At 72.1% G+C, this 26,238-nt stretch carries 26 protein-coding genes and 1 riboswitch; of the genes, 11 read left to right on the top strand and 15 right to left on the bottom strand.

Annotated features, from left to right (window positions below; all coding sequences use genetic code 11):
* The first annotated feature begins 362 nt into the window (after positions 1–362).
* Complete coding sequence (locus ACFYRX_RS27230) at positions 363–827, top strand: pyridoxamine 5'-phosphate oxidase family protein (protein WP_389104802.1); 465 nt, start codon at positions 363–365, stop codon at positions 825–827.
* A gap of 129 nt (positions 828–956) precedes the next feature.
* A complete protein-coding gene (locus ACFYRX_RS27225; protein ID WP_389104799.1) occupies positions 957–1,376 on the top strand; it encodes a hypothetical protein in 420 nt (139 codons plus the stop codon).
* Positions 1,377–1,485: 109 nt separating this feature from the next.
* Here ACFYRX_RS27225 and ACFYRX_RS27220 read toward each other — a convergent pair whose 3' ends face one another.
* Positions 1,486–3,762 (bottom strand): ATP-binding protein, encoded by a 2,277-nt coding sequence (locus tag ACFYRX_RS27220; protein ID WP_389104796.1) that lies wholly within the window; start codon positions 3,760–3,762, stop codon positions 1,486–1,488.
* A 115-nt stretch (positions 3,763–3,877) separates the two neighbouring features.
* Here ACFYRX_RS27220 and ACFYRX_RS27215 point away from each other — a divergent pair, with 115 nt between their 5' ends.
* The gene (locus ACFYRX_RS27215) at positions 3,878–4,711 is read left to right on the top strand and encodes an alpha/beta fold hydrolase (RefSeq protein ID WP_389104794.1); all 834 of its coding nucleotides are present in this window, start codon (positions 3,878–3,880) and stop codon (positions 4,709–4,711) included.
* Between the two features lie 17 nt (positions 4,712–4,728).
* Here the strand turns inward: ACFYRX_RS27215 and ACFYRX_RS27210 are convergent, their stop codons facing one another.
* Positions 4,729–5,427: a YoaK family protein gene (locus tag ACFYRX_RS27210; protein WP_389104792.1), complete on the bottom strand. Its 699-nt coding sequence runs from the start codon at positions 5,425–5,427 to the stop codon at positions 4,729–4,731.
* Between the two features lie 103 nt (positions 5,428–5,530).
* Here ACFYRX_RS27210 and ACFYRX_RS27205 point away from each other — a divergent pair, with 103 nt between their 5' ends.
* Positions 5,531–6,781 (top strand): alpha/beta hydrolase, encoded by a 1,251-nt coding sequence (locus ACFYRX_RS27205; RefSeq protein WP_389104790.1) that lies wholly within the window; start codon positions 5,531–5,533, stop codon positions 6,779–6,781.
* A 12-nt stretch (positions 6,782–6,793) separates the two neighbouring features.
* Here the strand turns inward: ACFYRX_RS27205 and ACFYRX_RS27200 are convergent, their stop codons facing one another.
* The 7 genes from ACFYRX_RS27200 to ACFYRX_RS27170 all read right to left on the bottom strand — a co-directional run bounded on the left by ACFYRX_RS27200 (position 6,794) and on the right by ACFYRX_RS27170 (position 14,507).
* Positions 6,794–7,213: a transglycosylase SLT domain-containing protein gene (locus tag ACFYRX_RS27200; RefSeq protein ID WP_389104787.1), complete on the bottom strand. Its 420-nt coding sequence runs from the start codon at positions 7,211–7,213 to the stop codon at positions 6,794–6,796.
* Between the two features lie 285 nt (positions 7,214–7,498).
* A complete protein-coding gene (locus tag ACFYRX_RS27195; protein WP_389104784.1) occupies positions 7,499–8,326 on the bottom strand; it encodes an ECF transporter S component in 828 nt (275 codons plus the stop codon).
* Positions 8,323–10,059 carry an ABC transporter ATP-binding protein gene (locus ACFYRX_RS27190; protein ID WP_389104782.1) on the bottom strand — a complete coding sequence of 579 codons (1,737 nt, stop codon included), beginning with the start codon at positions 10,057–10,059 and terminating at the stop codon, positions 8,323–8,325. Before ACFYRX_RS27190 ends, ACFYRX_RS27195 begins: the two co-directional genes overlap by 4 nt.
* Positions 10,056–11,171, bottom strand: a complete 1,116-nt coding sequence (locus ACFYRX_RS27185; protein WP_389104779.1) for a CbiQ family ECF transporter T component — start codon at positions 11,169–11,171, stop codon at positions 10,056–10,058. Before ACFYRX_RS27185 ends, ACFYRX_RS27190 begins: the two co-directional genes overlap by 4 nt.
* Positions 11,161–11,769: an SCO2322 family protein gene (locus ACFYRX_RS27180; RefSeq protein WP_389104777.1), complete on the bottom strand. Its 609-nt coding sequence runs from the start codon at positions 11,767–11,769 to the stop codon at positions 11,161–11,163. Before ACFYRX_RS27180 ends, ACFYRX_RS27185 begins: the two co-directional genes overlap by 11 nt.
* Positions 11,770–11,801: 32 nt before the next feature.
* Positions 11,802–12,998 carry a prenyltransferase/squalene oxidase repeat-containing protein gene (locus ACFYRX_RS27175; RefSeq protein WP_389104774.1) on the bottom strand — a complete coding sequence of 399 codons (1,197 nt, stop codon included), beginning with the start codon at positions 12,996–12,998 and terminating at the stop codon, positions 11,802–11,804.
* 114 nt (positions 12,999–13,112) lie between these two features.
* Positions 13,113–13,252, bottom strand: a riboswitch (cobalamin riboswitch).
* 229 nt (positions 13,253–13,481) lie between these two features.
* Entirely contained in the window at positions 13,482–14,507 is a 1,026-nt protein-coding gene (locus ACFYRX_RS27170; RefSeq protein ID WP_389104771.1) for an MBL fold metallo-hydrolase, read from the bottom strand.
* A 184-nt stretch (positions 14,508–14,691) separates the two neighbouring features.
* Between ACFYRX_RS27170 and ACFYRX_RS27165 the strand changes: the two genes are divergently transcribed.
* Genes ACFYRX_RS27165 through ACFYRX_RS27155 form a run of 3 tightly spaced genes read left to right on the top strand, consistent with a single transcriptional unit; the run spans position 14,692 to position 17,328 of the window.
* On the top strand, positions 14,692–16,149 hold the full coding sequence (locus ACFYRX_RS27165; protein ID WP_389104768.1) for an aldehyde dehydrogenase: 1,458 nt from the start codon (positions 14,692–14,694) through the stop codon (positions 16,147–16,149).
* Positions 16,150–16,152: 3 nt separating this feature from the next.
* The gene (locus ACFYRX_RS27160) at positions 16,153–16,425 is read left to right on the top strand and encodes a ferredoxin (protein WP_389104765.1); all 273 of its coding nucleotides are present in this window, start codon (positions 16,153–16,155) and stop codon (positions 16,423–16,425) included.
* Positions 16,426–16,464: 39 nt separating this feature from the next.
* Positions 16,465–17,328 carry a tetratricopeptide repeat protein gene (locus tag ACFYRX_RS27155; protein ID WP_389104762.1) on the top strand — a complete coding sequence of 288 codons (864 nt, stop codon included), beginning with the start codon at positions 16,465–16,467 and terminating at the stop codon, positions 17,326–17,328.
* A 210-nt stretch (positions 17,329–17,538) separates the two neighbouring features.
* On the opposite strand, the gene ACFYRX_RS27150 is transcribed toward ACFYRX_RS27155, so the two are convergent.
* Complete coding sequence (locus ACFYRX_RS27150; RefSeq protein ID WP_389104760.1) at positions 17,539–18,192, bottom strand: TetR family transcriptional regulator; 654 nt, start codon at positions 18,190–18,192, stop codon at positions 17,539–17,541.
* Positions 18,193–18,422: 230 nt separating this feature from the next.
* Between ACFYRX_RS27150 and ACFYRX_RS27145 the strand changes: the two genes are divergently transcribed.
* Genes ACFYRX_RS27145 through ACFYRX_RS27135 form a run of 3 tightly spaced genes read left to right on the top strand, consistent with a single transcriptional unit; the run spans position 18,423 to position 21,618 of the window.
* Positions 18,423–19,823 (top strand): glycosyltransferase family 4 protein, encoded by a 1,401-nt coding sequence (locus tag ACFYRX_RS27145; protein WP_389104757.1) that lies wholly within the window; start codon positions 18,423–18,425, stop codon positions 19,821–19,823.
* Positions 19,817–20,551, top strand: coding sequence for a class I SAM-dependent methyltransferase (locus tag ACFYRX_RS27140; RefSeq protein WP_389104754.1), 735 nt, complete (start codon positions 19,817–19,819; stop codon positions 20,549–20,551). Before ACFYRX_RS27145 ends, ACFYRX_RS27140 begins: the two co-directional genes overlap by 7 nt.
* The gene (locus ACFYRX_RS27135; RefSeq protein ID WP_389104752.1) at positions 20,548–21,618 is read left to right on the top strand and encodes a prenyltransferase; all 1,071 of its coding nucleotides are present in this window, start codon (positions 20,548–20,550) and stop codon (positions 21,616–21,618) included. The genes ACFYRX_RS27140 and ACFYRX_RS27135 overlap by 4 nt, the downstream gene beginning before the upstream one ends.
* Positions 21,619–21,797: 179 nt before the next feature.
* Here the strand turns inward: ACFYRX_RS27135 and ACFYRX_RS27130 are convergent, their stop codons facing one another.
* The 4 genes from ACFYRX_RS27130 to ACFYRX_RS27115 form a co-directional block, all read right to left on the bottom strand.
* On the bottom strand, positions 21,798–22,091 hold the full coding sequence (locus ACFYRX_RS27130) for a hypothetical protein (protein WP_389104749.1): 294 nt from the start codon (positions 22,089–22,091) through the stop codon (positions 21,798–21,800).
* 40 nt (positions 22,092–22,131) lie between these two features.
* On the bottom strand, positions 22,132–23,142 hold the full coding sequence (locus ACFYRX_RS27125; protein ID WP_389104746.1) for an LLM class F420-dependent oxidoreductase: 1,011 nt from the start codon (positions 23,140–23,142) through the stop codon (positions 22,132–22,134).
* A gap of 103 nt (positions 23,143–23,245) precedes the next feature.
* Positions 23,246–24,085, bottom strand: coding sequence for a hypothetical protein (locus ACFYRX_RS27120; protein ID WP_389104744.1), 840 nt, complete (start codon positions 24,083–24,085; stop codon positions 23,246–23,248).
* 86 nt (positions 24,086–24,171) lie between these two features.
* Positions 24,172–25,095, bottom strand: coding sequence for an N-acetylmuramoyl-L-alanine amidase (locus ACFYRX_RS27115; RefSeq protein ID WP_389104741.1), 924 nt, complete (start codon positions 25,093–25,095; stop codon positions 24,172–24,174).
* Positions 25,096–25,213: 118 nt separating this feature from the next.
* Between ACFYRX_RS27115 and ACFYRX_RS27110 the strand changes: the two genes are divergently transcribed.
* Complete coding sequence (locus tag ACFYRX_RS27110) at positions 25,214–25,429, top strand: chaplin family protein (protein WP_389104738.1); 216 nt, start codon at positions 25,214–25,216, stop codon at positions 25,427–25,429.
* A gap of 13 nt (positions 25,430–25,442) precedes the next feature.
* On the opposite strand, the gene ACFYRX_RS27105 is transcribed toward ACFYRX_RS27110, so the two are convergent.
* Positions 25,443–26,093, bottom strand: coding sequence for a class I SAM-dependent methyltransferase (locus ACFYRX_RS27105; protein ID WP_389104735.1), 651 nt, complete (start codon positions 26,091–26,093; stop codon positions 25,443–25,445).
* Between the last annotated feature and the right edge of the window lie 145 nt (positions 26,094–26,238).

The following is a 26,238-nucleotide window of genomic DNA, read 5'->3' as shown; positions in this document are numbered from 1 at the left end:
CGCGGTCTCCCTTGGGAGAGGGAGGTGTGCGCGATGGACGCGGCACTGGAGCGGTGGCGGCTCGCCGTTGTCCTTCCGGCAGCGGTTCACTGGGCAGCTGCGGGCCGGTGGGGGCTGGTCGCGCAGTTCCCCGCGCCCCCAACAGGTGGGTACAGCTCGACGGGCTCAGGGGTGCGCGTGGGGGCTGGTCGGTTCCCAGACAGGTGGGTACAGCTCGATGCGCCTTCACTGCACCCACTCAGGGGCGCGGGGAACTGCGCGGCCAGCCCCCACCGGGCGGATGAGTGGCGACGGGGGCACCATCCACGGGTCGGCGGAGTGGGAGCCGGATTTCGGACTGACGTATCGAAGGAGCTGTTGAGATGAAGCCCACCGCGGAGGTCGCGCGCGGGATCGTCGACGCGAGCCGGTACCTGGTGCTCGCCACGGCGGACGCGGAGGGGCGGCCGTGGAGTACGCCGGTCTACTTCGCGCACGTCGGGTGGCGGGAGTTCTTCTGGGTGTCCTCGCCGGACGCGGTCCACTCGCGGAACATCGCGGTGCGGCCGCAGACGGGGATCGCGGTCTTCGACTCCTCGGTGGAGATCGGCACCGGGCAGGGGGTGTACATGTCGGCCGTCGCGGGCGAGGTCGTCGACGGTACGGAGGCCGAGCGGGCGCTGGAGGTCTTCTCGCGGCGGTCGGTACGGCACGGCGGGCACGTCTGGACCCTCGACGACGTGCGCGGCGACTCAGGGATCCGGCTGTACCGGGCGGTGGCCGAAGCGCACTCGATGCTCGCGAAGGACGGGCGGCCCGATCATCGGGTGGCGGTCGATCCTGGGTGAGGGTGTAGTGGGCTCCACCACGCGTTCGGGAGTGCGGTCCATCGTGGCGGCGGGCGTGGGACGGGATCGTGGATCACGGATCGCAACGGATCCGTCAGCCCAGGTCACCCCATTCCTAAGGAAGATCCCGTGTCCTCTCCGCGCACCTCAGGGAAGTCCCTCTTCGCCAACCTGCTGCTCTGGATCTTCTTCGCCGGTGGTCTCGCCGCGAGCGCCGGGGCCGGATCCGTGCTCGACGGTACGCAGAAGGACGTGGCCACCTACGCCGGTGGCGTCGTCGCGCTGATCGCCGGGTCGCGGATCGCGAGGAAGCCGAGGATCGCGGCCTTCCTGTCACGCCCCGGCACGCTGTGGTTCCTGTTCCTGTTCAACGGCGGCATGGCCGTGACCCTGTACTTCGTCCTCGGCGGGACGGACGGGATCATCGCCGCCTCCGCGATGGGCGTGGTTTCGCTGGGCGCGGCGGGTGGCCTGGTCGCGGGCCGTCGCAAGCGGGCGGAGGCGGCGGCCGCGCAGCGCTCCGCGGTGCGGACGACGCCCTGGGCCTGACGAGGTGTGCGGGCAGGTCGGCGAGGGCGGGCTTGCCCTCGCCGTCGTACGTCCGGTGGCCGGGAGGACTTCGGCGTGCTCGCGTGTTCCGGCGTGAGCCGTGTCGGCCTCAACCGGAGATCCCCGCGAGGCGCGCCAGGGCGGTCGCCGTCTCGGCGGTGGAGGCCGTGTCGCCGGTCGTGGTGAACAGGCGGTGGGCCTCCGTGAAGTGGGCGCGGGCCTCGGTGAGTTCGCCGCAGTGCTCCAGAGCCGTGGCGAGGCCGGCTAGGGCTCGGGCCTGGAAGCGGTCGGTGCCGCCGTGGGTGATGGGGGTCATGACGGCACGGAAGGCCTCCGCCGCCTCGGGCCACCGTTCCAGGGCGAGCAGGTCGCGGGCTATCTGGTGGCGGAGAATGGCCTCGGCGAACTCCTGGAACCCGGGCACGTCTCCCGTCCGGGCGCCCAGCAGGGCCCGGTGGACGGACAGTGCCTCCTCGGCGCGGCCCGCCCCGCGCAGGGCGCTGCCGAGGACGCGTCGGGAGACCGCCTGTCCCGGCTCGTCCCCGGTGGCCGCGAAGAGCCGTACGGCGTTATCGGCGGCCTCGACCGCCTCCTCGTGGCGGTCCAGACTCATACAGGCCCCGGCGATGTAGGTCGACGCCCAGGCCTGCTGCGCGATGTCGCCCACCGCTGTCGCCAACTCCAGTGCGCGGCGGGCGTGTTCCTCGGCCTCCCGGTGCCGGCCGTCGCTCACCGAGTACGTCCAGGCCAGGCAGTTGAGCTGGTGGGCCTCGGCCGCCCGGTCGCCGAGCGCGGCCGCCGACCGGACGCCGTAGGAGAACAGGGTGCGCCACTCGGGCCAGGAGTCCCAGCGGTCGGAGAACCAGTACAGGGTGCGGGCCGTGTGGAGGATCTCCCGGTGCCGGCCCGCCGCGAACATCACCGGCAACGCGCCTGCCCAGTGGGCGCGTTCGGTCATCAGCCACTCCTCGGCCTCGTCGGTGGACGCGGGGCCGAACGGTGCGGGCTCGCCCGCCCAGGGCTCCGGCGCGCCCGGTGCCTCGAACAGGCGGCCCGCCGTCGAGGCCGAACGCAACAGCCAGTCCGCCATGTGGAGGGGGAGCGTGTCCGGGGCTTCCTCCTCCTCGCGCAGTCGTTCACGTGCGAAGAGCCGCACGAGATCGTGGAGGGCGTACCGGCCGGGTGTCGTCTCCTCCAGCAGGCCCCGGTCGACGAGCAGGTCGAGGGAGTCCTCGGTGGTGAGCGCGTCCTCGCCGCCGAGTACGGCCGCGAGGTCCGGGCCGGTGTCGCGGCCGGGCAGCAGGGCGAGCCGGCGTAACAACAGCCGGTGCGAGTCGGTGAGTTGGCCGTACGAGAGGGCCAGTGCGCCGCGGACGGCGAGGTCGCCGGCGATCAGGCCGCCCAACCGGCGTTCTTCGTCGGCGAGTTGGGCGGCCAACCGGTCCGGTGTCCACCCCGGGCGGCTGGAGAGGCGGTTGCCGACGATCCGCAGGGCCAGCGGGAGATGCCCGCACAGCTCGGTCAGCCGGGTGATCGCCTCGGACTGTCCGTCGGTGCGCCGGGCGCCGAGGATCCGCTCCAGGAGCCTCGCCGACTCCCCGCCGCTGAGCCCGCCGAGCCTGATCCGCCGCACCCCTTCGAGACCGGCCAGCGGCCGCCTGCTGGTGAGCAGCACGAAACCGCCCTCGGCGTCCGGCAGCAGTCGCCTCGCCTGGGCCTCGTCGGCCACGTCGTCGAGGACGACCAGGGTCCGCCGGCCGGCCAGGGTGGCCCGGTAGACGGCCTCGCGGGCGGCGGGGTCGACCGGTATCCGGTCGTGCGGATGACCGAGCGCCGTCAGCAGCAGGACCAGCGCCTCGTCGGCGGGCAGCGGGGTGTCGCTCATGCCGTGCAGTTGGACGCAGACACAGCCGTCCGGGAAGGACCCGGCCAGCCGTCGTACCACTTCCGCGGCGAGCGTCGTCTTGCCCTGTCCGCCCGGCCCGAAGAGCACCGCGGCACGGGTACGGGTGCCGGTGGCGAGGTTCTTCAGATCCGCCAGTTCCTGCTCCCGGCCGGTGAAGTCCGGGACGGTCCGCAGGAGATACGGCGCGGCCGGCGGGCCCCCGCGTTCCCGGCCGGTGTCGGCCAGCCGCTGCAGGCGCTCGCGCGGCTCCCCGTCGAGCCGGAGGGCGGCGGCGAGCGCGTCGACCGTACGGCGCTGCGGCCCCCGGCTGCGGCCGCGCTCCAGGTCACCGAGTGCGCGCACGCTGACCCCGGACGCCTCGGACAACTCCTCCAGGGTGAGCCGGGCGGCCCGGCGCAGGGAGCGCAGCATCACGCCGAAGGCGGTGCCGCCGTGCGGGACATCGGACTGTGCTGGTTCTGGATCATGACTGGTCATCATGACAATTAGAACAAGCGCTCTCTACTTCCGCCCGCACTTCCGCCTGTACTTCTGCCTGGTTCCCTCGGGCCACCCGTGGTGAGCTGGAGGCTCCACAACGAGAGGACGAACACACATGCCGTTCATCACAGTCGGTGAAGAGAACAGCGCCCCGATCGAGCTCTACTACGAGGACCACGGCACCGGACAGCCCGTCGTGCTGATCCACGGCTACCCGCTCGACGGACACTCCTGGGAGCGCCAGGTCCCGGAGCTGCTCGAGGCCGGCCACCGGGTCATCACCTACGACCGCCGCGGCTTCGGCCGTTCCTCGCAGCCGACCACGGGCTACGACTACGACACCTTCGCCGCCGACCTCGACAAGGTCCTGACCAGCCTGGACCTGACGGACGCGGTCCTGGTCGGCTTCTCCATGGGCACCGGCGAAGTGGGCCGCTACCTGGGCGCCTACGGCTCGGGCCGGGTCGCGAAGGCCGCCTTCCTGGCCTCGCTGGAGCCCTTCCTGCTGAAGACCGACGACAACCCGACCGGTGTTCCCCAGGAGGTCTTCGACGGGATCCTGGCGGCGGTCACCAAGGATCGGTACGCCTACTTCAGCGCCTTCTACCAGGACTTCTACAACCTGGACGAGACGCTGGGCAGCCGGATCAGCGAGGAGGCCCTGCGCAACAGCTGGAACGTTGCCGCGGGTTCCTCGGCACACGCCTCGGTGGCCTGCGTGCCGACCTGGATCACCGACTTCCGGGCCGACGTGGCGAAGATCGACGTACCGGCGCTGATCGTGCACGGCACCGGCGACCGCATCCTGCCGATCGACTCGACCGGACGGCCCTTCCACGCGCTGCTGCCGTCCGCCGAGTACGTCGAGATCGAGGGTGCGCCGCACGGTCTGCTGTGGACGCACGCCGAGGAGGTCAATGCGGCGCTGCTGGCCTTCCTGGCCAAGTAGCCCGCAAAAAGCGGGGGTTACTCGCGCCCCGAGGCGATCACCGCGAGCAGGGCCACCAGCCCCGCCGCGATCGCCAGCGGAATGCCCAGACCGTGATGGAGCACCAGCCACGCGCCCAGCGCGGCCCCGGCGACCATCGCGATCACGGACGCCGTACGGCGGGGGGAGCGGGTGCCCGGTCCGCCGGCCGCCCGGGAGTCCGCGGCGAGGCCGGTCAACGTCATGGTCAGCACGGTCGTCGTCAGGTCAGGGACACCGAGCCTGCGGACCGTGGCGTTGCGCAGGCCCATCGCGAACGCGGTGACCGCGATCAGGGTGTAGGCGGTGGCCGTGGTGCCGGGTGCGGCGAACGCGGCCACGGCCGAGACGCCCAGGAGGACCGCTTCGGCGGCGAGCGTGAGCCGGGCCCAGGTCCGGCGGGAGCCGCCGCCGAGGCGTACGGCGACCCGGCCGCCGACGACCGCGCCCACCACGAAGGACGCCAGCGAGGTGAGCGTGTGCGGCACCGAGAAGCCGGGCGCACCGGCCGCGGCGAAGCCGAGCACGACCACGTTGCCGGTCATGTTCGCCGTGAAGACGTGTTCCAGGCCCAGGTAACTGACCGCGTCGATCAGCCCGCTGACCACCGTCAGCCCCAACAGCACGAACACCAGGCGCAGTCCGCGCTCCTCGGGATCGTCGGCCGCCTTCGTGCCGGTGCTGCTCTGTTCGCTCATCGAGTCTCCGGACGGCCGGACGGGCAGGGTGCACTCAAGTCCACCACGGATGCGGGGGACTCTCGGATGCCGGGGTGAGACGCGCGTCCGTAGCGTCGGGGACATGAGTGATGAGACGCGTAAATGCCATGAGAACAGGGCGAGTCGACGGACGTGGCGGGGACTCGCCGGAGCGGCGGCCCTGCTGCTCGCCGGGCTCGCCGCGGCTCCGGCGGCCACAGCCGCCGACCGGCATCCGCAGCAGACGCGACGCGGTGAGCTGGTCTCCGTCACCCCGGTCGCCGACCGGGACGCGGGGGCCGTCCGGGCGTTCCTGGGCGGGCAGGACGTCGCCGCCGACTCCGTGCGGTACGGCGTACGGGGATACCGGCTGACATACCGGACCGCCGACCCGTACGGCGGACCCACCACCGCGACCGGGCTGCTCACGCTGCCCAAGGGCGGCGCCCACCATCTCGACCTGGTCTCCGACACCCACGGCACGATGGTCGACCGTGACTACGCGCCCTCGGCGAGCGAGGACTTCGGGCGGGTGCCGTCGTATCTGAACGCGAGCGCGGGACGTGCCGTGGCCGCTCCCGACTACCTCGGCCTCGGCGGGGGCCCGGGCCCGCATCCGTACATGGACACCGCCTCGTCCGTCACCGCCTCCGTCGACATGCTGCGCGCCGCCCGTACGGCCGCGGACCGGCTCGGTCGCCCGCTCACCGGGGACGTGTACGCGACGGGCTTCTCCCAGGGCGGCCAGGTCGCGATGGCGCTCGGAAAGGCACTGCAACAGGGCGTCGACCGGCACTTCCGGCTGCGGGCACTGGCGCCGGTCAGCGGACCGTACGACCTGGAGGGCCAGGAGATGCCCGCCCTGTTCGACGGCCGCGTCAACGACGTCAGCGGGGTCCTCTACATCACGTACTGGCTGGTCGCGCAGAACCGTCTGCACCCCCTCTACAAGGACCCGTCCGACGCCTTCCGGGCGCCGTACGCGAGCCGGGTGGAGAGCCTTCTCGACGGGAGCCACGACCAGGAGGACGTCGTACGGGGACTCGCACCCTCGGTGCGGCGGCTGCTCACGCCCGCTTTCTACGACCGTCTGCGGCACCCGTCCGGCGCCGTGCTGGACGCGATGCGGGCCGCCGACCACACCTGCGCCTGGAAGCCGGACGTACCGGTGCGGCTGTACGCCGGTGACGGCGACACCGACGTGCCCATCGGCAACACCCGGACATGCGCCCGCACCCTCGCCGGTCAGGGAACGAGGGTGCGGGTGGTCGATCAGGGGGCCGTGGACCACTTCGGCTCGGCGGCGGTCTCGGCCCCCCAGGTGGTGCGGTTCTTCGACGGCGTACGGCGGTGAACCGGGGTCGGCTCAGTACCAGCCGTTGGCCTGCCAGAAGGCCCAGGCGGCGGTCGGGCTGCCGTAGCGCGAGTTCATGTAGTCCAGGCCCCACTTGATCTGGGTCCTGGCGTTGCTCTTCCAGTCCGAACCGGCGGAGGCCATCTTGGAGCCGGGCAGGGCCTGGACCAGGCCGTAGGCGCCGGAGGAGGAGTTGGTGGCGTCGACGTCCCAGCCGCTCTCGTGCTCGACGATCTTGCTGAACGCGTTGTACTGCGCGGCGTTCGGGATCATCTTGTGCGCGATGACCTTGGCCTGGGCGGAGGAGTTGGTGGTGGCCGCCTGGGCCGGCGCCGCGGTCAGTACCAGACCGGCGGTGGCGGCGGCCATCGCGACGGTGGTGATGGCCTTCTTCGGGGAAGCGATGCGGCGGGCGATACGGGAGACGGACACGGAGAACCTTTTCTTCGGGGACAGGGGCGTCGCTCGCAGTCCCGGGGGACATGCGGCGGCGCCGAGGCCCGTGGGCTTGTCGGCGCCGTGCGACGTGATCCAGAGAAACAGGCTCGGAGAGCGTCCGCAATGACCCCTTTTACTAGTTGTGGTCGAATCGCCGGGAAAGGTCGACCGTGTGACCCGGCTCTCAAAGTGCAGGTCAGAAGGGGTGCGACTGGGATGTTATGTCTGAAATGTTCCTACTGTTCCCGTTAGTAGGTGAGCTGGGTCATGTGGGGTGCTTCACCGCTCGGGCGCCTCGAATGTGACCTGGGCCTCGAAGGCCGCACGGCGGGTGGCCCGGCGCAGCGCCCTGAGGAGGACCGGGCCGAGGGTGAGCGTCAGGACGACGGTGACCAGGGCCCGGCCGAGATCCCAGCCCAGGGACGTGGCCAGGCAGTACGTGACGAAGCGGGCCAGATTCGCGGGGACCCCGGCATCCGGGTCGAAGGCGATGTTCGAGGCGAGGGCGCCCATGAAGGGCCAGCCGGCCATGTTCATCGCGGTGCCGTAGGCGAAGGCGGCGAGGAAGCCGTAGGTCGCGAGGAGGCGGACCTCGGCGCGTCCCCTCACGCGATCCGGGCCCGGCAGCAGCCCGGCGCCCATCGTGAACCAGCCCATCGCCAGCATCTGGAACGGCATCCACGGGCCCACCCCGCCCGTGAGCAGGGCCGACGCGAACATCGTGACGTTGCCGAGCACGAAACCGAAACCCGGGCCGAGAACCCGGCCGCTGAGCACCATCAGGAAGAACATCGGCTCGATCCCGGCGGTACCGGCGCCGATCGGCCTGAGTGCGGCACCGGTCGCAGCGAGCACGCCGAGCATCGCCACCGCCTTGGGGCCCAGGCCGGACTCCGCGATCGCCGCGGCGACCACCGCGACGAGCAGCACGAGCAGGCCGGCGAAGAGCCAGGGGGCGTCCTGGGTGTGGGTGCCGACCTGGGAGGTGGGCGGGGCGAGGAAGGGCCAGCCGAAGGCGACGACTCCCACGGCGCTGACGAGGGCGAGGGTGATGAGGGAGCGGGGGCCGAGACGGACGGCCCGGGTCGTGCCAGGGGCGTGCGTCATGCCAGGGACTCCCTCACCTGGGCGACCGTGAGCCACCGCTGCGGGGCCAGGACTTTGCTGACCTGCGGGGCGAACGAGGGGGAGGACGTGAGCACCTCTGCCGCCGGGCCGTCGGCGATCACCTCTCCCTCGGCCAGCAGGATCACCCGGTGGGCGAGCTCGGCGGCCAGTTCCACGTCGTGGGTGGCCAGCATGATCGCGTGACCGGTGGCGGCGAGGTCCCGCAGCAGGGCGACCAGGCGGGCCTTCGCCGCGTAGTCCAGGCCACGGGTCGGTTCGTCGAGGAGCAGGAGGGGCGGACGCGCGGTCAGGACCACCGCGAGGGCGAGGGCGAGGCGCTGCCCTTCGGAGAGGTCCCGGGGGTGGGTCTCGTTGGTCACTCCGGGGAGCAGGTCGTCGACCAGCGCGCGGCAGGTGCCGCTCGGCGCGTCGGCGTCGGTGTCGGCGGCCCTGCATTCGGCGGCGACCGTGTCGGCGTACAGGAGGTCGCGGGGTTCCTGGGGGACGAGTCCGACGCGTTTCACCAGGTCGCGGGGGGTGGTGCGGTGTGGCTGGGCGCCGCCGACCCGGACTGTTCCGGCGGAGGGTTCCACGAGGCCGACCAGGGTGTTGAGAAGGGTGGATTTCCCGGCGCCGTTGCGGCCCATGAGGGCGATGATCTCGCCGGGGCGGATGGTGAGGTCGATGTGGTTCAGGGCTTGGACGCGGGCTCGGCGGACGGAGAGGGTGCGGGCCTCGGCGAGGTGGGAGGTGGTGGGTGCGGGCGGCTTGGGGCGGCGGGGTCGGCGGAACCGGCCTTCGGCCGGGTTTTTGTTCCCACCCGCACCACCCGTGAGGGTTTCGTGGTCGGGTGCGGGTGGCCCCTGTGGGGCTGCCTCGCCGTCGGCGGCCGCGGGTACGTTGCCTGTCGGCACGCGGGTGGCGAGTCGCTCCCGCAGTTCCCCCGCCCTGCGGCGCGCGTCCCGCACCGTCAGTGGCAGCGGGGCCCAGCCCGCCAGCCGTCCCAGGTCCACCACCGGCGGATACACCGGGGACACGGCCATCATCTCGGCCGGGGTGCCGAGCACCGGTGGTTCCCCGTGGGCGGGCAGGAGGGCGACCTGGTCGGCGTACTGGATGACGCGTTCCAGGCGGTGTTCGGCCATGAGGACCGTGGTGCCGAGATCGTGGACGAGGCGTTGGAGGACCGCCAGGACCTCCTCGGCCGCCGCGGGGTCCAGGGCCGACGTCGGTTCGTCCAGGACCAGGACCTCGGGGTGCGGGGTGAGGACCGAGCCGATCGCCACACGCTGTTGCTGGCCGCCGGAGAGGGTGGCCAGGGGGCGGTCGCGGAGCGGGGCCAGGCCCAGGAGGTCCAGGGTCTCCTCCACCCGGCGGCGCATCACCGTCGGCGGTACGCCCAACGACTCCATGCCGTAGGCGAGTTCGTCCTCCACGGTGTCCGTCACGAAGTGGGACAGGGGGTCCTGGCCCACCGTCCCCACCACGTCGGCCAGTTCGCGGGGCTTGTGGGTACGGGTGTCGCGGCCGGCCACCGTGACCCGCCCGCGCAGGGTGCCGCCGGTGAAGTGCGGGACGAGCCCGCTCACCGCGCCGAGGATCGTGGACTTGCCGACACCTGAGGGGCCCACGAGCAGGACCAGTTCACCTTCCGGCACCTCGAAGTCGACGTCCCGCACGGTGGGTTCGGCAGCGCCGTCGTACGTCACGGAGACGTCCTCGAAGCGGATCACGACGACGGCTCCTTGGGGGCGGGGGCGAGGAACGCCGGCAGCAGACCGAGGAGGACGGCTGCGGCGGGCCGGACGGGGAGGGTGGGGGCGACCAGAGGAACCACGCCGGGATGCAGGGCCGCCGGATCGGTGACGCCCGCGAGGAACATCGCCGCCGCCACGGCCACGCCGGACCCTGCGATCAGGAAGGAACGGAGGTTCCAGCGGTCCGGGCGGTAACGGGTGCGCGGAGTACGGCGACCGCCCAGCCGCAGACCCGCGAGAGCGGCGGCGAGGCCGGCGAGGAGGACGGGGATGCCGTACGTGCCGCCCTCGGCGGTGAGCAGGCCGTACGTTCCCGCGCAGACGCCGAGCAGGCCGCCGAGTGTGAGGGCGGTCGTCGTACGGCGTACTCGGGGCGGAACCTGTGCCGTACGGCCGTAGCCACGGGCGTCCATGGCCGCGGCGAGGGCGACCGAGCGTTCCAACGCGCCCTCCAGGACCGGGAGTCCGACCTGGAGAAGGCCCCGCACACCGGAGTCGGGGCGGCCGCGCAGACGGCGGGCGGCGCGCAGACGCTGGACGTCGGCGATGAGGTGAGGGGCGAAGGTGAGCGCCACGACCACCGCGACGCCGAGTTCGTAGAGGGCGCCGGGGAGGGACTTGAGGAGGCGGTGCGGGTTGGCGAGGGCGTTCGCCGCGCCTACGCAGATCAGGAGGGTGGCCAGTTTCAGGCCGTCGTAGAGGGCGAACACGAGGGACTCCGCGGTGACCCGGCCGCCGAGGCGGATGCCCTGGGCCCAGTCGGGCAGCGGGAGTTGGGGGAGCGTGACGAGCACATGGGTGCCCGGGATCGGGGAGCCGAGGGTGATCGCGAAGAGAAGACGGACGAGGAGGACGGCGAGGGCGAGCTTGACGAAGGCGGCGTAGGAGTGGGACCAGGGGGTCCGGCGGCGGCAGGTCGCCACCACGTACGCGGAGGTGACGATCAGGAGGGTCAGCAGGAGGGGGTTGGTGGTGCGGGTGGCCGCGATGCCGAGGGAGAGGGACCAGAGCCACCAGGCCCCGGGGTGCAGGGACGCGGGCTGAACGGGGTGCGGGGACGCCGGCTGAGCGGTTGGGCTAGGCGGCATTCCTGCGCCGCCTCGTCTGCCACACCGCCGCCGCTCCCAGTACGGCGATCGCCGCCAGGCCCGCGAACAAGCCAACGGACGGGCCCCCGTCCGACCGGGCCGGCCCCTTCCCCTTCCCCGTCACCTGGTCCCCGCACCCGGCCTCCGGATACGCCGCGATCGCGCACAGCAGCGCGTCGGAGCCGTAACGGAGGGGTTTGGCCACCGCCGCCAAGGCCTCCGCCGTCGTCGCCTCCCGGGGGACCACCGCGCACTCCGTGCGGCCCGCCGGGGGCGTCTCGCCGGAGGGGGCGTCCGAAGCCGTCCCGAAGTCGATGACCAGCGCCACGCGTTTACGGCCGTCCCTAGCCGGTGTGTCCGCGCAGATCGCCGTGAACGACGCCGTCCCGCGGGGCTTTCGGACATCACCCGAGTCCGCGCTCACCGCGAAGCGGAAGCCCTGGACGTCTCCGTCGGAGGGAACCGAGGTCGACGGGCCCTGCGTGGCGTAGGTCCAGGTCGGGCCGGTGCGGTCCCAGAAGGACCAGTAGCGGTAGCCGGCGGCGTGGGCCGGGGTCGTGACCGACAGGAGGAGTCCCACCAGGAGGAGCAGTCCCACGAGGAGGGGTCCTACCGCCGGTCCCCGGCGGGTCACGGCTGCTTCCTCTTGTTGCGGTTGCTGAGGAGGAAGCCGATGCCGGCCCCGGCGGCGAGACCCGCGCCGACCATCCACCAGACGGACGTGCCGGAGTCGTCCTGCGACTTGGCGGCCGGCGTGGGCGTCGGCGCCGGCGCCGGTGTCGGTCCCGTCGCGGTCAGTTGCTTCACCAGGTCCGTGCCGCCGAAGTCGCGGGGGTCGGCGCCACCGACCCGCGCGGCGAGGATCAACTGGGCGTAGGCCGCCGGGCCGCTCTGCTCGGCCCACTTCGCGGAGTTCCGCTCCAGCCAGTGCAGCGGTCCCGCGGCCGCCGCGGTCCCGCCCCGCGCGGCCAGCGCCACGACCGCGTCGGCCGTGTTGCCGTAGTCGGGCTGGTCCTCGGCGCCGGGGAGGACGGACTTCAGGTAGCCCTCCTTCGCGACCGTCCTCGCCAGGTACGCCGCGCCGTTGGCCGCCGCCTGCTCCGGGGTGGGACGGGCCGCGTCGGCGCAGGTGAGGTCCGTCGCGGTGCCGGGCTTCGCCGAGGCCATGCCCAGGCCCAGCGCACCGACGACGGCCGCCGCCGTGGCGTCCGCGTTGGCCGTGAGCCGGCCCTTCTTGTCGGGCTGGTAGGCGAAGGCGCCCCCGTCGGCGCACGGCAGGGACAGCTTCAGCAGGGCCTCGTAGGGCGACTTGCCGTCCTTGAGGACCTCGGCGGGGTCGGCACCGGTGGCGTTCAGCGCGCCGATGACGACGGACGTCGAGTTGGCGTCGCTGGCCCCGCCAGGCGTGTAGCCCCAGCCGCCGTCCTTGTTCTGGACGGACTTCAGCCAGGTCACCGCCTTGCTGACCGCGGGGTCGTGCCCGCCGAGCGCGGACAGGGCCTGGACGGCGGCGGCGGTGCTGTTGGTGTCGACCATGACCTTGGCGTCGCAGGCCTTGGCCGGATCGGCGCGGTAGGCCGCGAACGCCCCGCTCGCGCACTGCTGCCCGGCCAGCCAGCCGACGGCCGCGGCGGCGGGCCCGACACCCACCCGGTGCAGGGCGATCAGGGCGAGGGACTGGCGCCAGACCCCGTCGTAGGTGGGATCGGTGCTGCCGTACAACCCGGACGGGACCGGTACCGGGGACGGGGAGGCGGCGACGGCGGGCGCGGCCGTGCCGATCACGACGGTGGCGGCCAGGACCGCGGCGCTGCGGCGGACGTGCATGATCGGCGGATGCCCTTCTCACGGAAGGAGCCGGACAGCACGGGAGGACCCCCGGGCGGCTCGGCTCCGTATACCTCGACGGTGCCGCGCACCGGCCGGTTGCCGGTGCACGTGAGCCGGTCACGAACCGTGCGGGGCAGTCCGGCTCACCGCGGGTGGAAGGCGGTTTACGGTTGCGGGTCAGCGCCGGATTTGCACCGGCTTCCCCCTGTACGGGTGTGATGACGACCCGGCCACTCTACTCGCCCGTAGGGAGGCCGCTGAGAGCCGCCTGTGCGGCCATGGCGCGACGCCTGCCCGATTCGGCGAACTCGACGCCGGGTGCGGGGTGCCGGGTGCCGGGTGTTGGGAGCGGCGTGGGGAGCGAGGGCCTCGACGGCGGCGGACGGGGGTGCCGGATCGGGAAGTCGTCGGACTGCGGCGCCGCTGTGGCTGGTCGCGCAGTTCCCCGCGCCCCTGATGCCGGCGCTGCGCGCACGTCGCCTAAACAGCCACGTACGTCACCGGTTCGCTCCCCGTCACCGCCTCCGCCCGGCCCAGTTTCACCAGCCGCCGCAGATGTGCCTCGGCCTCCGAGACCGCGATGGTCCTCGATCCGTACGGGATCTGCTCCCAGGGCCGGTTCCACTCCATGCGCTCGGCGAGCTGCCAGGGGGTGAGGGGCTTGGCGAGGAGGGAGTGCAGGTCGGTGAGGCGTTCCTCGTGGTGGGCGAGCAACTCCCGTACCCGGGCGGCCGCGTCGGTGAAGGCGTGCTGGTGGGCGGGGAGCACCTCGGCGGGGGCGAGGCGGCCGACGCGTTCCAGGGAGTCGAGGTAGTCGCCGAGGGGGTCGGTGACGGTGGTGTCGTCGGGGTCCTCGTACAGGCCGATGTGCGGGGTGATCTCGGGGAGCAGATGGTCGCCGGAGAACAGGCGGCCGTGGCCCGGGAGTTGGGCCGGGTGATCCTCCTCCAGGTGCAGGCAGACATGGCCGGGTGTGTGCCCCGGGGTCCAGATCGCGCGGAGCCTGCGACCCGGGAGGTCGAGGAGTTCACCGGGGACGATCTCGCGGTCGGGCAACGCGGGGGAGAAGCCGGGGAGTTCACGGCGACGGGCGGTGCGCAGGGGAGCCACGTGCTCCTCGGGGGCGCCCGCCGCCTCCAACTTGGCCGTCATATAGGTGTACCAGCGCTCGGCACGGGTCTCCCGGGTCCGGCGCACGATCGCGGAGTCCGCCGCGTGCATGGCGATCCAGGCGCCGGAGGCCTCCCGCACCGCGCCCGACAGACCGTGGTGGTCGGGGTGGTGGTGGGTGATGACCACGCCGTGGATCTCGCCGACGTCGGTCCCGCACGCGGTCAGCCCCTCGGCGAGGGTGTCCCAGGACGCCGGGTCGTCCCAGCCGGTGTCGACCAGCACCGGCCCGCGGTCGGTGTCGACGACGTACACGAGCGTGTGGCCGAGGGGGTTGTCGGGGATGGGGACCTGGACGGACCGGACACCGCCGCCGTGGTCGTGCACCTGCGCCATGGGCTCCCCAATCCCCGCTTCCCCGCATCCCCGCGTTCCGGACACTATAACTAGAACAGGTTTCGATGGGAGCCCGAGGTCACCAACAGCCGTGGTGCGCGGGCCGTGGACTCCTCCGACTGGAACTGGTATCAGTTCCGTATCTGATGGATCGTCAGTAAGCCGCCTCAGGGAGGCAGTCGCCATGGCCGAGCTCTTGGAACACGGACAGCTGTTCATCGGCGGGGAGTTGACCGACCCCCTGGGCACGGACGTCATCGAGGTGATCTCCCCGCACACCCAGGAGGTCATCGGACGGGTGCCGCACGCCTCCCGGGCGGACGTGGACGCGGCGGTCGCCGCCGCGCGCACCGCCTTCGACGAGGGACCGTGGCCGCGGATGTCCCTCGACGAGCGCATCGAGGTCGTGTCGAGGATCAAGGACGCCATCCTGGTACGGCATGAGGAGATCGCCCGCATGATTTCCTCCGAGAACGGCTCGCCGTACTCCTGGAGCGTCCTCGCGCAGGCTCTCGGCGCGATGATGGTCTGGGACTCGGCGATCACGGTCGCCCGGAACTTCACCTACGAGGAGACCCGCGACGGAGTCCTCGGGAAGATCCTCGTGCGCCGCGAGCCGGTCGGGGTCGTGGCCGCCGTAGTGCCTTGGAACGTCCCGCAGTTCGTGGCCGCCGCCAAGCTCGCGCCCGCGCTGCTCACCGGCTGCACGGTGGTGCTCAAGCCGTCCCCCGAGACGCCGCTGGACGCCTACATCCTCGCCGAGATCACCAAGGAGGCCGGGCTGCCGGAGGGCGTCCTGTCCATCCTCCCGGCCGACCGCGAGGTCAGCGAGTACCTGGTCGGACACCCCGGCATCGACAAGGTCTCCTTCACCGGCTCGGTGGGCGCGGGCAAGCGCGTGATGGAGGTCGCCGCCCGCAACCTCACCCGCGTGACACTGGAGTTGGGCGGCAAGTCGGCGGCGGTCGTGCTGCCGGACGCGGACGTCGAGGCGGCCGTCGCCGGGATCGTTCCGAACGCCTGGATGAACAACGGCCAGGCCTGCGTGGCCCAGACCCGCATCCTGCTGCCCCGCTCCCGCTACGACGAGTTCGCCGAAGCCCTTGCCGCGGCGGCCAGTTCACTGGTCGTCGGCGACCCGCTCGACCCGGCCACCCAGGTCGGCCCGCTGGTCGCCGAACGCCAGCAGCGCCGCAACCTCGACTACATCCGCATCGGCCAGGAGGAGGGCGCCAAGATCCTCACCGGCGGCGGACGCCCGGCGGGCCTGGACCGCGGCTGGTACGTCGAGCCGACACTCTTCGGCGATGTCGACAACTCGATGCGGATCGCCCGCGAGGAGATCTTCGGCCCGGTCATCTGCCTGCTGCCCTATGGCGACGAGTCCGAGGCCGTGAAGATCGCCAACGACTCCGACTACGGCCTGTCCGGCAGCGTGTGGACGGCCGACACCGCCCGCGGCATCGAGATCGCGAAGCAGGTCCGCACCGGCACCTACTCCGTCAACACCTTCAGCCTCGACATGCTCGGCCCCTTCGGCGGCTACAAGAACTCAGGCCTGGGAAGGGAGTTCGGCCCGGAGGGATACGGCGAGTACCTGGAGCACAAGATGATCCACCTGCCGGCCGGCTGGGAGGCGTGAGAGATGGAGGCGCCTCCCACGCGGGCCAACCCGGACGTGGGGACAGGGGACCGCTGGCACGTCGAGGTCGACCGCTCGCTCTGCATCGGCTCGGCGCAGTGCGTGCACACCGCCCCCGACGGCTTCCGCCTGGACACCGCCCGCCAGTCGCACCCCGCGGACCCGAAGACCGACGCCAACGAGAAGATCCTCGCGGCCGCCGAGAACTGCCCGGTCGAGGCCATCATGATCTCCCTGCTGGGCAGCGGGGAGCCGGTGTTCCCGCCCGAGGAGTGAGGACATACGCTCCTGCGGTCGTCGTAGGAGCGGGGTGGCATGGAGAAGTCCGAGGCCAAGGAGCTGATCGAGCGGGCGCGTTCGGCCTGGGAGGCCGAGGAGTGGCTGCGCGCCGCCGAACTATACGAGCGGGTGCTCGCGCACTACCCGGACCTGAACGCGAGCGCGGTGTGGTGGTACGACGCCGCGCTCGCCCACAAGTTCCTGCGCAACTGGGCCAAGGCGTACGAGCTGGGCCGTGAGGCCGCGGCCCGGGCCCCGCGCGGCGAGGGCGACCCGGCGTACTGGAACCTCGGCATCGCCGCCACGATCCAGCGGGACTGGGCGACGGCACGGGAGGCCTGGACCGGCTTCGGCATCGAACTCCCGGACGGCGAGGGGCAGATCGACGGCCGCTTCGGCGTCGCCTGCGTACGGCTCGACTCCGGCGGCGAGCGCGAGGTCGTCTGGATCGAGCGGCTGTGCCCGACCCGCGGCCGGGTCGTCAGCGTGCCCGTCTCGGGCGGACGGCGCTACGGCGAGATCGTCGTCCACGACGGCGAACCGAAGGGCGAGCGGGTCGTCGACGGCTCCACCTACCCCGTCTTCGACGAACTCCTGCTCTTCGAGGCGTCTCAACTGCCCACCCTGGAGGTCACGGTGGCGGCGGGCGAGGCGGCCGACCTGGAGGCACTCGTCGACCTGTTCACCGAGCACGGCTTCGGCGCCGAGCCCGCCAGCAGCGTCCGCCTCCTGTGCGCCTGCTGCAGCGAGGGCACCCACGAACAGCGACGCGCCGTCGACGCCGGCGCCCAGCAGGTCTCCCTCGCCGCCCCCGAGGACGAGGCCCGTCAGCTCCTGGAGCGGTGGGCGGGCGAGGCGGCGATCGGGCGGAGCTGGAGCGGTCTTTCGGCCGTGGGGTAGGGGACGTCGGCCGCGCGGAGAGGGCTGAACCGGGCTCGTCGGTTGCTGGACGGTGAGCGACGGGCGGGCCCGATGCGCGTCACGGCTGCCCCGCTGCCCGTCGCATACGTCGACGTGGTCGAGCGGGAGGCGAGCCGGGCTTGAGTGGCCGGGCCCGACAGGACGCCCGGGGCCTCGGCGGACGTGCCGGTGCCGACCCGGCCGGCCGGGTCAGTCCTTCGGCTCCGTGAGGTCGATGAGTCGGCAGACCGTCTCGATGTCTATCTTCACCTGGGCGATGGAGGCGCGGCCCGAGAGCCAGGTGATCAGGGCCGAGTGCCAGGTGTGCTCGATGACGCGGACCGCCGAGAGCTGCTCGGGGGTCGGGTCCTCGAGGCCCATGGCGTCCAGGACGATCAGCGTGGTCTGGTGGGAGACCTGGTCGACCTCCGGACTCACGCTGCGGTCCGCGAAGGTCAGCGCGCGGACCATCGCGTCGGCCAGGTGCGGCTCGCGCTGAAGCGCCCGGAAGGCCCGCATCAGCGTCTCCGCCACCCGCTCGGCCGCCGTCTCCCCCTGCGGCGGCTTCTTGCGGAGCGTGCCGTGCATGTGCTCCAGCTGGTCCTGCATCGTGGCGACCAACAGATGGATCTTGGACGGGAAGTAGCGGTAGAGGGTGCCGAGCGCCACCTGCGAGGACTCCGCGACCTCCCGCATCTGCACCGCGTCGAACCCGCCCCGGCTCGCCAGCTGCGCGCTCGCGTGCAGGATCCGGCGGCGCCGGGCCTCCTGCCGCTCGGTCAGCGGCGCGGCGTCGGATCGTGCGGTACTGGCTTCCACTCTGCCCGACTTGGCCACCTTGTCCACCTTGGTCTCCGTGGTCATGGAACCCGTTTCCGTGACGGCCCGTGAGGGTTTGCGATCACACAGCATGGCAGGGTGCCGGGTCGTGGGGCGGTCTCGGCGTTCGTGGCGTGAATCACCTGATCCACCCCTCACAGGGCCCCTACCTGCCGGTAGATTCAGAGCCTCCTGAACGATCAAGTCTGAAACTTGTTCTAGATTACCGTCTCGTCGTAATCTCGCGGGACAGTGCAGGCAGAAGGGGGCGCAGAGTGACCGCTGAGGCCAGTCAGGCGGGGTCTTTCGAGGACCTGGCCGCCGACGGCGAGCGACCGCTCCGTATCGCGCTCCTCACCTATAAGGGGAACCCGTTCTGCGGGGGCCAAGGCGTCTACGTACGACACCTGTCGCGCGAACTGGCCCGCCTCGGCCACCGGGTGGAGGTCATCGGCTCCCAGCCCTACCCGGTCCTCGACCCCGGGTACGAGAAGCTGAGCCTGACCGAGCTGCCGAGCCTGGACCTCTACCGCTCCCCGGACCCCTTCCGCACTCCGAAACGCGACGAGTACCGGGACTGGATCGACGCCCTGGAAGTCGCCACGATGTGGACCGGCGGCTTCCCCGAGCCGCTCACCTTCTCCCTGCGGGCCCGACGCCATCTCCGGGCCCGCACCGGTGAGTTCGACGTGGTCCACGACAACCAGACGCTCGGCTACGGCCTGTTGGGCGACATCGGCGCGCCCCTGGTGACCACCATCCACCACCCCATCACCGTGGACCGGCAGTTGGAGATCGACGCCGCCGAGAGCCGGCAGCAGCGCTGGTCCAAGCGCCGCTGGTACGCGTTCACGCGCATGCAGAAGCGGGTGGCCCGCCGACTGCCGTCCGTGCTGACCGTCTCCGGCACCTCCCGCCAGGAGATAGCCGACCACCTGGGCGTGCGCGACGACCGTATCCACGTCGTCCACATCGGCGCCGACACCGACCAGTTCTCGCCGGATCCGTCCGTGCGGGTCGTCCCCGGCCGGATCGTCACCACCTCCAGCGCGGACGTCCCCCTCAAGGGCCTGGTCTTCCTCGTCGAGGCGCTCGCCAAGGTGCGCACGGAACACCCCGGGGCGCACCTCGTGGTCGTCGGCAAACGGCCCGAGGAGGGCCCGGTCGCCGGTGCGATCGAGCGCTACGGCCTCCAGGGCGCCGTCGACTTCGTCAAGGGCATCTCGGACGCGGAACTCGTCGACCTGGTCCGCTCGGCGGAGGTCGCCTGCGTGCCCTCCCTCTACGAGGGCTTCTCGCTGCCGGCCGCGGAAGCCATGGCCACCGGCACCCCGCTGGTCGCGACGACGGGCGGCGCGATCCCCGAGGTGGCCGGCCGTGACGGCGAGACGTGCCTCGCCGTGCCGCCGGGGGACGCCGGGGCACTGGCGGCGGGCCTGAGCCGCCTCCTGGGCGACCCGGACCTGCGGGCCCGACTCGGCCGGGCCGGCCGTGAGCGGGTCCTGACGAGGTTCACCTGGGCGAAGGCCGCCGAGGGCACGGTGTCCCGGTACCGCGAGGCGATCGCCGACTCCGCGGCCAAGGCCCCCGGCCGCTCCGCCGCCTCCCGGGGCGCCGAACTCGCACCCCCGACCACAGACACCGGTGTCTATCCCGAAAGCAGGGCCACGTGCTGACCGTCGACTTCTCCCGGTTCCCGCTCGCGCCGGGCGACCGCGTCCTGGACCTCGGCTGCGGGGCCGGCCGGCACGCGTTCGAGTGCTACCGGCGGGGCGCGCAGGTCGTGGCACTGGACCAGAACGCCGAGGAGATCAGCGAGGTCGCCAAGTGGTTCGCGGCGATGAAGGAGGCCGGCGAGGCACCCGAGGGCGCCACCGCCACGGCGATGGAGGGCGACGCCCTGGCCCTGCCCTTCCCCGACGAGTCCTTCGACGTCGTGATCATCTCCGAGGTGATGGAGCACATCCCCGACGACAAGGGCGTACTCGCCGAGATGGTCCGGGTGTTGAAGCCCGGCGGCCGGATCGCCATCACCGTCCCGCGCTACGGCCCCGAGAAGGTCTGCTGGGCGCTGTCCGACGCCTACCACGAGGTCGAGGGCGGCCACATCCGCATCTACAAGGCGGACGAACTGCTCGCGAAGATCCGCGAGGCCGGCCTCAAGCCGTACGGCACCCACCACGCGCACGCCCTGCACTCGCCGTACTGGTGGCTGAAGTGCGCGTTCGGCGTCGACAACGACAAGGCGCTGCCGGTGCAGGCGTACCACAAGCTGCTGGTCTGGGACATCATGAAGAAGCCGCTGGCGACCCGGGTCGCCGAGCAGGCGCTGAATCCGCTGATCGGCAAGAGCTTCGTGGCCTACGCGACCAAGCCGCACCTGCCCGTCGTGGACGCGCGGTGACCACTCCCCGTACCGAACACCTCGTCCTGCCCGGAGTCCTCACCGCCGACGAGGCCGCCGTCACCGTCGCCGGGATCCTGGCCGTGCAGCGGGAGGACGGGGCGATCCCGTGGTTCCGGGGACATCACCTCGACCCGTGGGACCACACCGAGGCCGCGATGGCGCTGGACGCGGCCGGCGAGCACGAGGCCGCCGAGCGGGCCTACGAGTGGCTCGCACGGCACCAGAACGAGGACGGTTCCTGGTACGCGGCGTACCAGGACGGGGACTTCGCGGACGTCACCGACCGGGGGCGCGAGACGAACTTCGTCGCCTACATAGCCGTAGGAGTGTGGCACCACTACCTGTCCACCGGCGACGACACGTTCCTCGACCGGATGTGGCCGACCGTGTACGCGGCGACCGAGTTCGTGCTCGAACTCCAGCAGCCGGGCGGGCAGATCGGATGGAAGCGGGAGGGCGACGGCACGGCGGTCCCCGACGGGCTGCTGACCGGGTCGTCCTCGGTCCACCACGCGCTGCGCTGCGCCCTCGCCATCGCCGAGCAGCGCGAAGAGGCCCAGCCGGACTGGGAGTTGGCGGTGGGCGCGCTGCGGCACGCGATCCGCCGGCACCCGGAACGCTTCCTCGACAAGGGCCGCTACTCGATGGACTGGTACTACCCGGTCCTGGGCGGCGCGTTGACCGGCGCGGAGGCCAAGTCCCGGATAGAGGCCGACTGGGACCGCTTCGTCGTACCCGGACTCGGAGTGCGCTGCGTCGTCCCCAACCCGTGGGTGACGGGCGGCGAGTCGGCCGAACTCGCCCTGGCCCTGTGGGTGACGGGCGAGTCCGACCGGGCGCTGGAGATCCTGCAGTCGATCCAGCATCTGCGGGACCCGGAGAGCGGGTTGTACTGGACCGGGTACGTGTTCGAGGACTCGGCGATCTGGCCGCGGGAGCTGACCACGTGGACCGCCGGGTCCCTGCTGCTGGCCGTCGCCGCGCTCGGGGGGCACGAGGCCACCTGCGCGGTGTTCGGCGGCGACCGCCTGCCGGTGGGGCTTGACCCGGACTGCTGCGCCTGAGAGCTCGGGGGGTCTTGTTCGTCGGCGGGTGCGGGTGATTCGTGGCCGGTCGCGCAGTTCCCCGCGCCCCTGGGTCGGCCTAGCGGCACCCACTCAGGGGCGCGGGGAACGGCGCGAGCAACCACACACAACCCGCACTCGCCCTCTCGCAGAACTCCCCGCTACCTCCAGCGGAGCGTTCAGTGGCGGTGGGCCCGGTTGGCGATGGCGTGGCCGACGAACAGGTAGACGACCGCTGCCAGGCCGTAGCCCGCGACCACGCGTGCCCAGGCCTCGTCGAAGGTGAACAGGTCGTAGGACCAGCCGGCGAGCCAACGGGCGGCATCGTGGATGAACTGCACGAAGTCGTTACCGGGGTTGGCGTCCAGCAGGTACATCAGGATCCACAGGCCCAGGATGAGGGCCATGATGTCGGCGACGATCGCTATGACCGTCCCGGCGGAATTGGCACCACCGCGTGTGTGAGTGGACATGGTGTTCGAATGGCCGCGATTTCCCGGGTGAAACCTGGCGTCACGCGTTGAGCTCCGCCAGCACCCGCAGACTGTGCGGATCGGGCGCGAGCGCCAGCAGGTCCGTCACCGGGCCCTTGCGCCACGACTCCAGCCGCTCGGCGATCCGTTCGCGGGGGCCGACCAGGGAGATCTCGTCGGCGAAGGCGTCCGGGACGGCGAGCACGGCCTCTTCGCGGCGGCCCTCGAGGAACAGCCGCTGGATCCTGCGCGCCTCCTCCTCGTACCCCATGCGGGCCATCAGGTCGGCGTGGAAGTTGCGGGCCGCGTGGCCCATGCCGCCGATGTAGAACCCGAGCATCGTCTTGACGGGCAGCAGCCCCTCGGCGACGTCGTCGCAGACCCGCACCTGGGTCATGGGCGCGATGAGGAAGTCCTCCGGGGCGTCGGCGAGCGAGTCCGCGTACACCTCGGGCCGGGTCGGCGACCAGTACAACGGCAGCCAGCCGTCGGCGATCCGGGTCGTCTGGGCGACGTTCTTCGGGCCCTCGGCGCCCAGCAGGATCGGCAGGTCCGTGCGCAGCGGGTGGGTGATCGGCTTCAGCGCCTTGCCGAGACCCGTGCCGTCCGGTCCCCGGTACGGCAACGGATGGAAGCGGCCGTCCACTTCGACCGGCGCCTCCCGCCGCAGCACCTGCCGTACGACCTCGACGTACTCCCGGGTCGCGGTCAGCGGCGACTTCGGGAACGGGCGGCCGTACCAGCCCTCGACGACCTGCGGGCCGGACAGTCCGAGGCCGAGCATCACCCGGCCGCCGGAGAGGTGGTCCAGGGTGAGGGCGTGCATGGCGGTGGTGGTCGGGGAGCGGGCCGCCATCTGGGCAACCGCCGTACCCAGCTTGATCGTTGAGGTGTGCGCCGCGATCCAGGTGAGCGGCGTGAACACGTCCGACCCCCAGGACTCGGCCGTCCACACCGAGTCGTAGCCGAGCCGCTCCGCCTCCTGGGCCAGCGGCACATGGCCGGGGGCGGGGCCGCGGCCCCAGTAGCCGAGCGCAAGTCCGAGTCGCACGACGCCTCCTGACGGTATGTCAGTTGTTCGGGCCGCTCGCGAATGTACGGCAACGGCCCCCCGCCCGGAAGGGGCGAGGGGCCGTCGTACGACCTGGAGAGGCTCAGCCGCGCTGGATGCCGCTCGTGTCCTGGAGCACGCCACGGCGGCCGTCCTGCGTCTGGGCGACCAGGCTCGGGCCGCGCTGCTCGACGGCCAGGTACCAGGTACCCGGGGCGAGTTCGGCGATCGGCGTCGGCGAACCGTCCTCCGCGAACAGCGGACGCGGCACCGGCACGGCGAACCAGAACGGCGAGAACTCCGCGGCCGGCGGCTGCGGGGCCTGCGGCTGGGGCTGCGCGCCGAACGGCTGCCCCGGCTGCGGCTGACCGCCGTAGGGCTGCGCCGGCTGGCCCTGCTGTCCGGGCTGGCCCGGCTGCTGGGCGCCCGGGTAGCCGTAACCGCCGGGCGGCTGGGCGCCGTAGGGCTGCGGCTGGGGCGGCTTCGGAGCCGGGACCAGGGGAGCCTTCAGGGCCGGGACGAGCGGGGAGGCGACCGCTGCGCCGGCCATGACCACGGTCGCGACGAGGGAAAGGATCAGGCCGATGCCGGCGCTGATGGTGTCCGAACTGGAGCCGTAGTCCGCGGCACTCAGCGGGTCGAACACGTTGCCGAGCGCGCTCCAGGCGGCGAAGACCGTGAACGCGGTGCCCACCTGGCCGAGGTCGAGCCCCGCCGGCTTGGGCAGCTGCGGCAGGCCACGCGCCGCTACGACGAGGGCGGCACCGATGATGCCGGCGAGGACGACTCCCATCACGAACGGACCGCTCGCCCAGGCGCTCGGGAGATCGGCGTCGTCGGAGGCCCCGTCGACCGAGTAGAAATCGAGGAACGACGCGATGAGCAGCAATACCGCTGCTCCGATCACCACGCCGTCGCCTCGAGTGAGGGAGCGGATATTCACTTCAAGTCCTTCGTAGGTCGTCTCGTCGTCGGTAGACCCTATCGTCCGCCCGTGCGGAGCGTACGACGGGATCGGAGCCCTGATCGTCACCCGCGCAGGAATCTCACGATTCCCTCAGAGATTCCCTGCGCGGCCTTCTGCCGCCAGGCGCCGCTGGTGAGTTGGGCGGCGTCCTTGCCGTCGCGCATGTTGCCGCACTCGATGAACACCTTGGGGACCGTCGACAGGTTGAGACCGCCCAGGTCGGTGCGGGTCACCAGACCGGTGCCGTCCCCGACGTAGTTGGAGGGCCCGCTGCCCGTCACGTGCCGGAAGCCGGCCGCGACGAACCTGCCGAGCGTGGCGGAGGGGGCGACGATCCGGCGGGTGTCGGCGATGCCCTTGTGGACGGCGCCCGGGAGGATCACGTGGTAGCCGCGCTGTCCGGCGGCCGCGCCGTCCGCGTGGATCGACACCACCGCGTCGGCCTTCGCCCTGTTCCCGATCCGGGCCCGCTCGTCCACGCAGGGACCGTAGGGACGGTCGCCGTCCTGCGTCAGCTTGACGGTCGCGCCCTGCTTCTCCAGCAGCGCGCGCAGCCGGTGGGCGACATCGAGGGTGAACTTGGCCTCCGCGTAACCGGAGTTGGTGGACGTCCCCGTCGTATCGCATTCCTTGCGGTTCGTGCCGATGTCCACCTTGCGGTTGATCTCGGCGGTGTGCCGGAAGTTGGTGAGGTTGTGCCCCGGGTCGATGACGACGACCTTGCCCCTGAGCGGGGTGGCGGCGGCGCCCTTGTCGTCGGCGGTGGTCGAGGAGACGGTCGGGGGAGCGACCGCGGAGGCCGCCGGCGTGGACACGGCCACCCCGCTCCCGTCGGCGCCGCCTCCGTCGGCCGCGCCGCCCACCCCCGCGTGCACGAGCCACCCGAGCAGCGCGCCCGGCACGAGCACGGCGAGCGCGACGGCGAACGGACGGCGCCGGGGACGGCGGGGCTGGGGAGGATCGAAGTCCGGGCCTACGTACGACACGACAGCCACCCTAGCGGCCAGTCACCGGCACGGCAGGGCGGTGGTCGGCGAGCGGTCGCTTCATCCGAACGGCACCGCCGATGTCGCTCACGGCCGACCGATATGCCGAGAATCGCCCATGAGATCACCTGTGCGTGTCATGTCCAGCGTCCTCACCACCGTCGCCGTCGCCGGGGCGGTCGTACTGGGTGCGCCGATGGCCCAGGCCGCCCCGTTCCCCTGCACCCCGCCGGAGGACGCCTGTGCCGTCGACTACATCTACGGTCAGCCGGGCGTCGGAACGGGCAATGTCATCCAGACCCCGGTCGACATCGACATCAACGTGAAGCCCTGAGGACCGCAGCGCCTCAGATCCCCGCACTCACCCGCCGCAGCACGCGCAGCGTTCCGGTGGCGGAGACCTCGGTGAACGCCCCCGACCGCAGGGCCCGCAGATAGATCCGGTACGGCGCCTGGCCGGTGAACTCGTCCTTCGGGTCCGGGTGCACGTCGTGGATGAGCAGCAGCCCGCCCTCCGCGACGTGCCGCGCCCAGCCCTCGTAGTCGGCGCTCGCGTGCTCGTCGGTGTGGCCGCCGTCGATGAAGACGAGGGCGAGAGGGGAGTTCCAGACCCGGGCGATCTGCGGGGAGCGCCCGACCAGAGCGACGACGTGCTCCTCCAGTCCGGCCCGGTACAGCGTCCTACGGAACGCCGGAAGCGTGTCCATCACTCCCAATTCCGGGTCCACCGTGTCCGGGTCGTGGTACTCCCAGCCGGGCTGCTGCTCCTCGCTGCCACGGTGGTGGTCCACGGTCAGCGCCGTGACCCCGGCCGCGCGGGCGGCGTCGGCGAGCAGGATCGCGGAACGCCCGCAGTACGTACCGACTTCGAGGAGCGGCAGCCCGAGCCGCCCGGCCTCCAGGGCCGCCGAGTGGAGGGCCAGCCCTTCGTCCGGCGGCATGAATCCCTTGGCGGCCTCGAACGCGGCCAGGATCTCGGGCTGGGGTGCCGCGGTCATGGGCGGAGGCCTTCCGGTCGTACGGGTGTCTGGGCCCCACATGCTGCCGTACCCCCTGGTCGGCGGGCGACAGGGGGTACGGCGGGGGGTGGCGGACAGCGGTCAGGGGGCGTTGGAGATGTCCAGCTTGTTCACCTTGGTGCGG

The sequence above is a fragment of the Streptomyces sp. NPDC005374 genome, from assembly GCF_042872225.1.
Classification (GTDB): domain Bacteria; phylum Actinomycetota; class Actinomycetes; order Streptomycetales; family Streptomycetaceae; genus Streptomyces.
The sequence above is the reverse complement of the archived record's forward strand: the minus strand, read 5'-3'. Positions and strand labels throughout refer to the sequence as shown.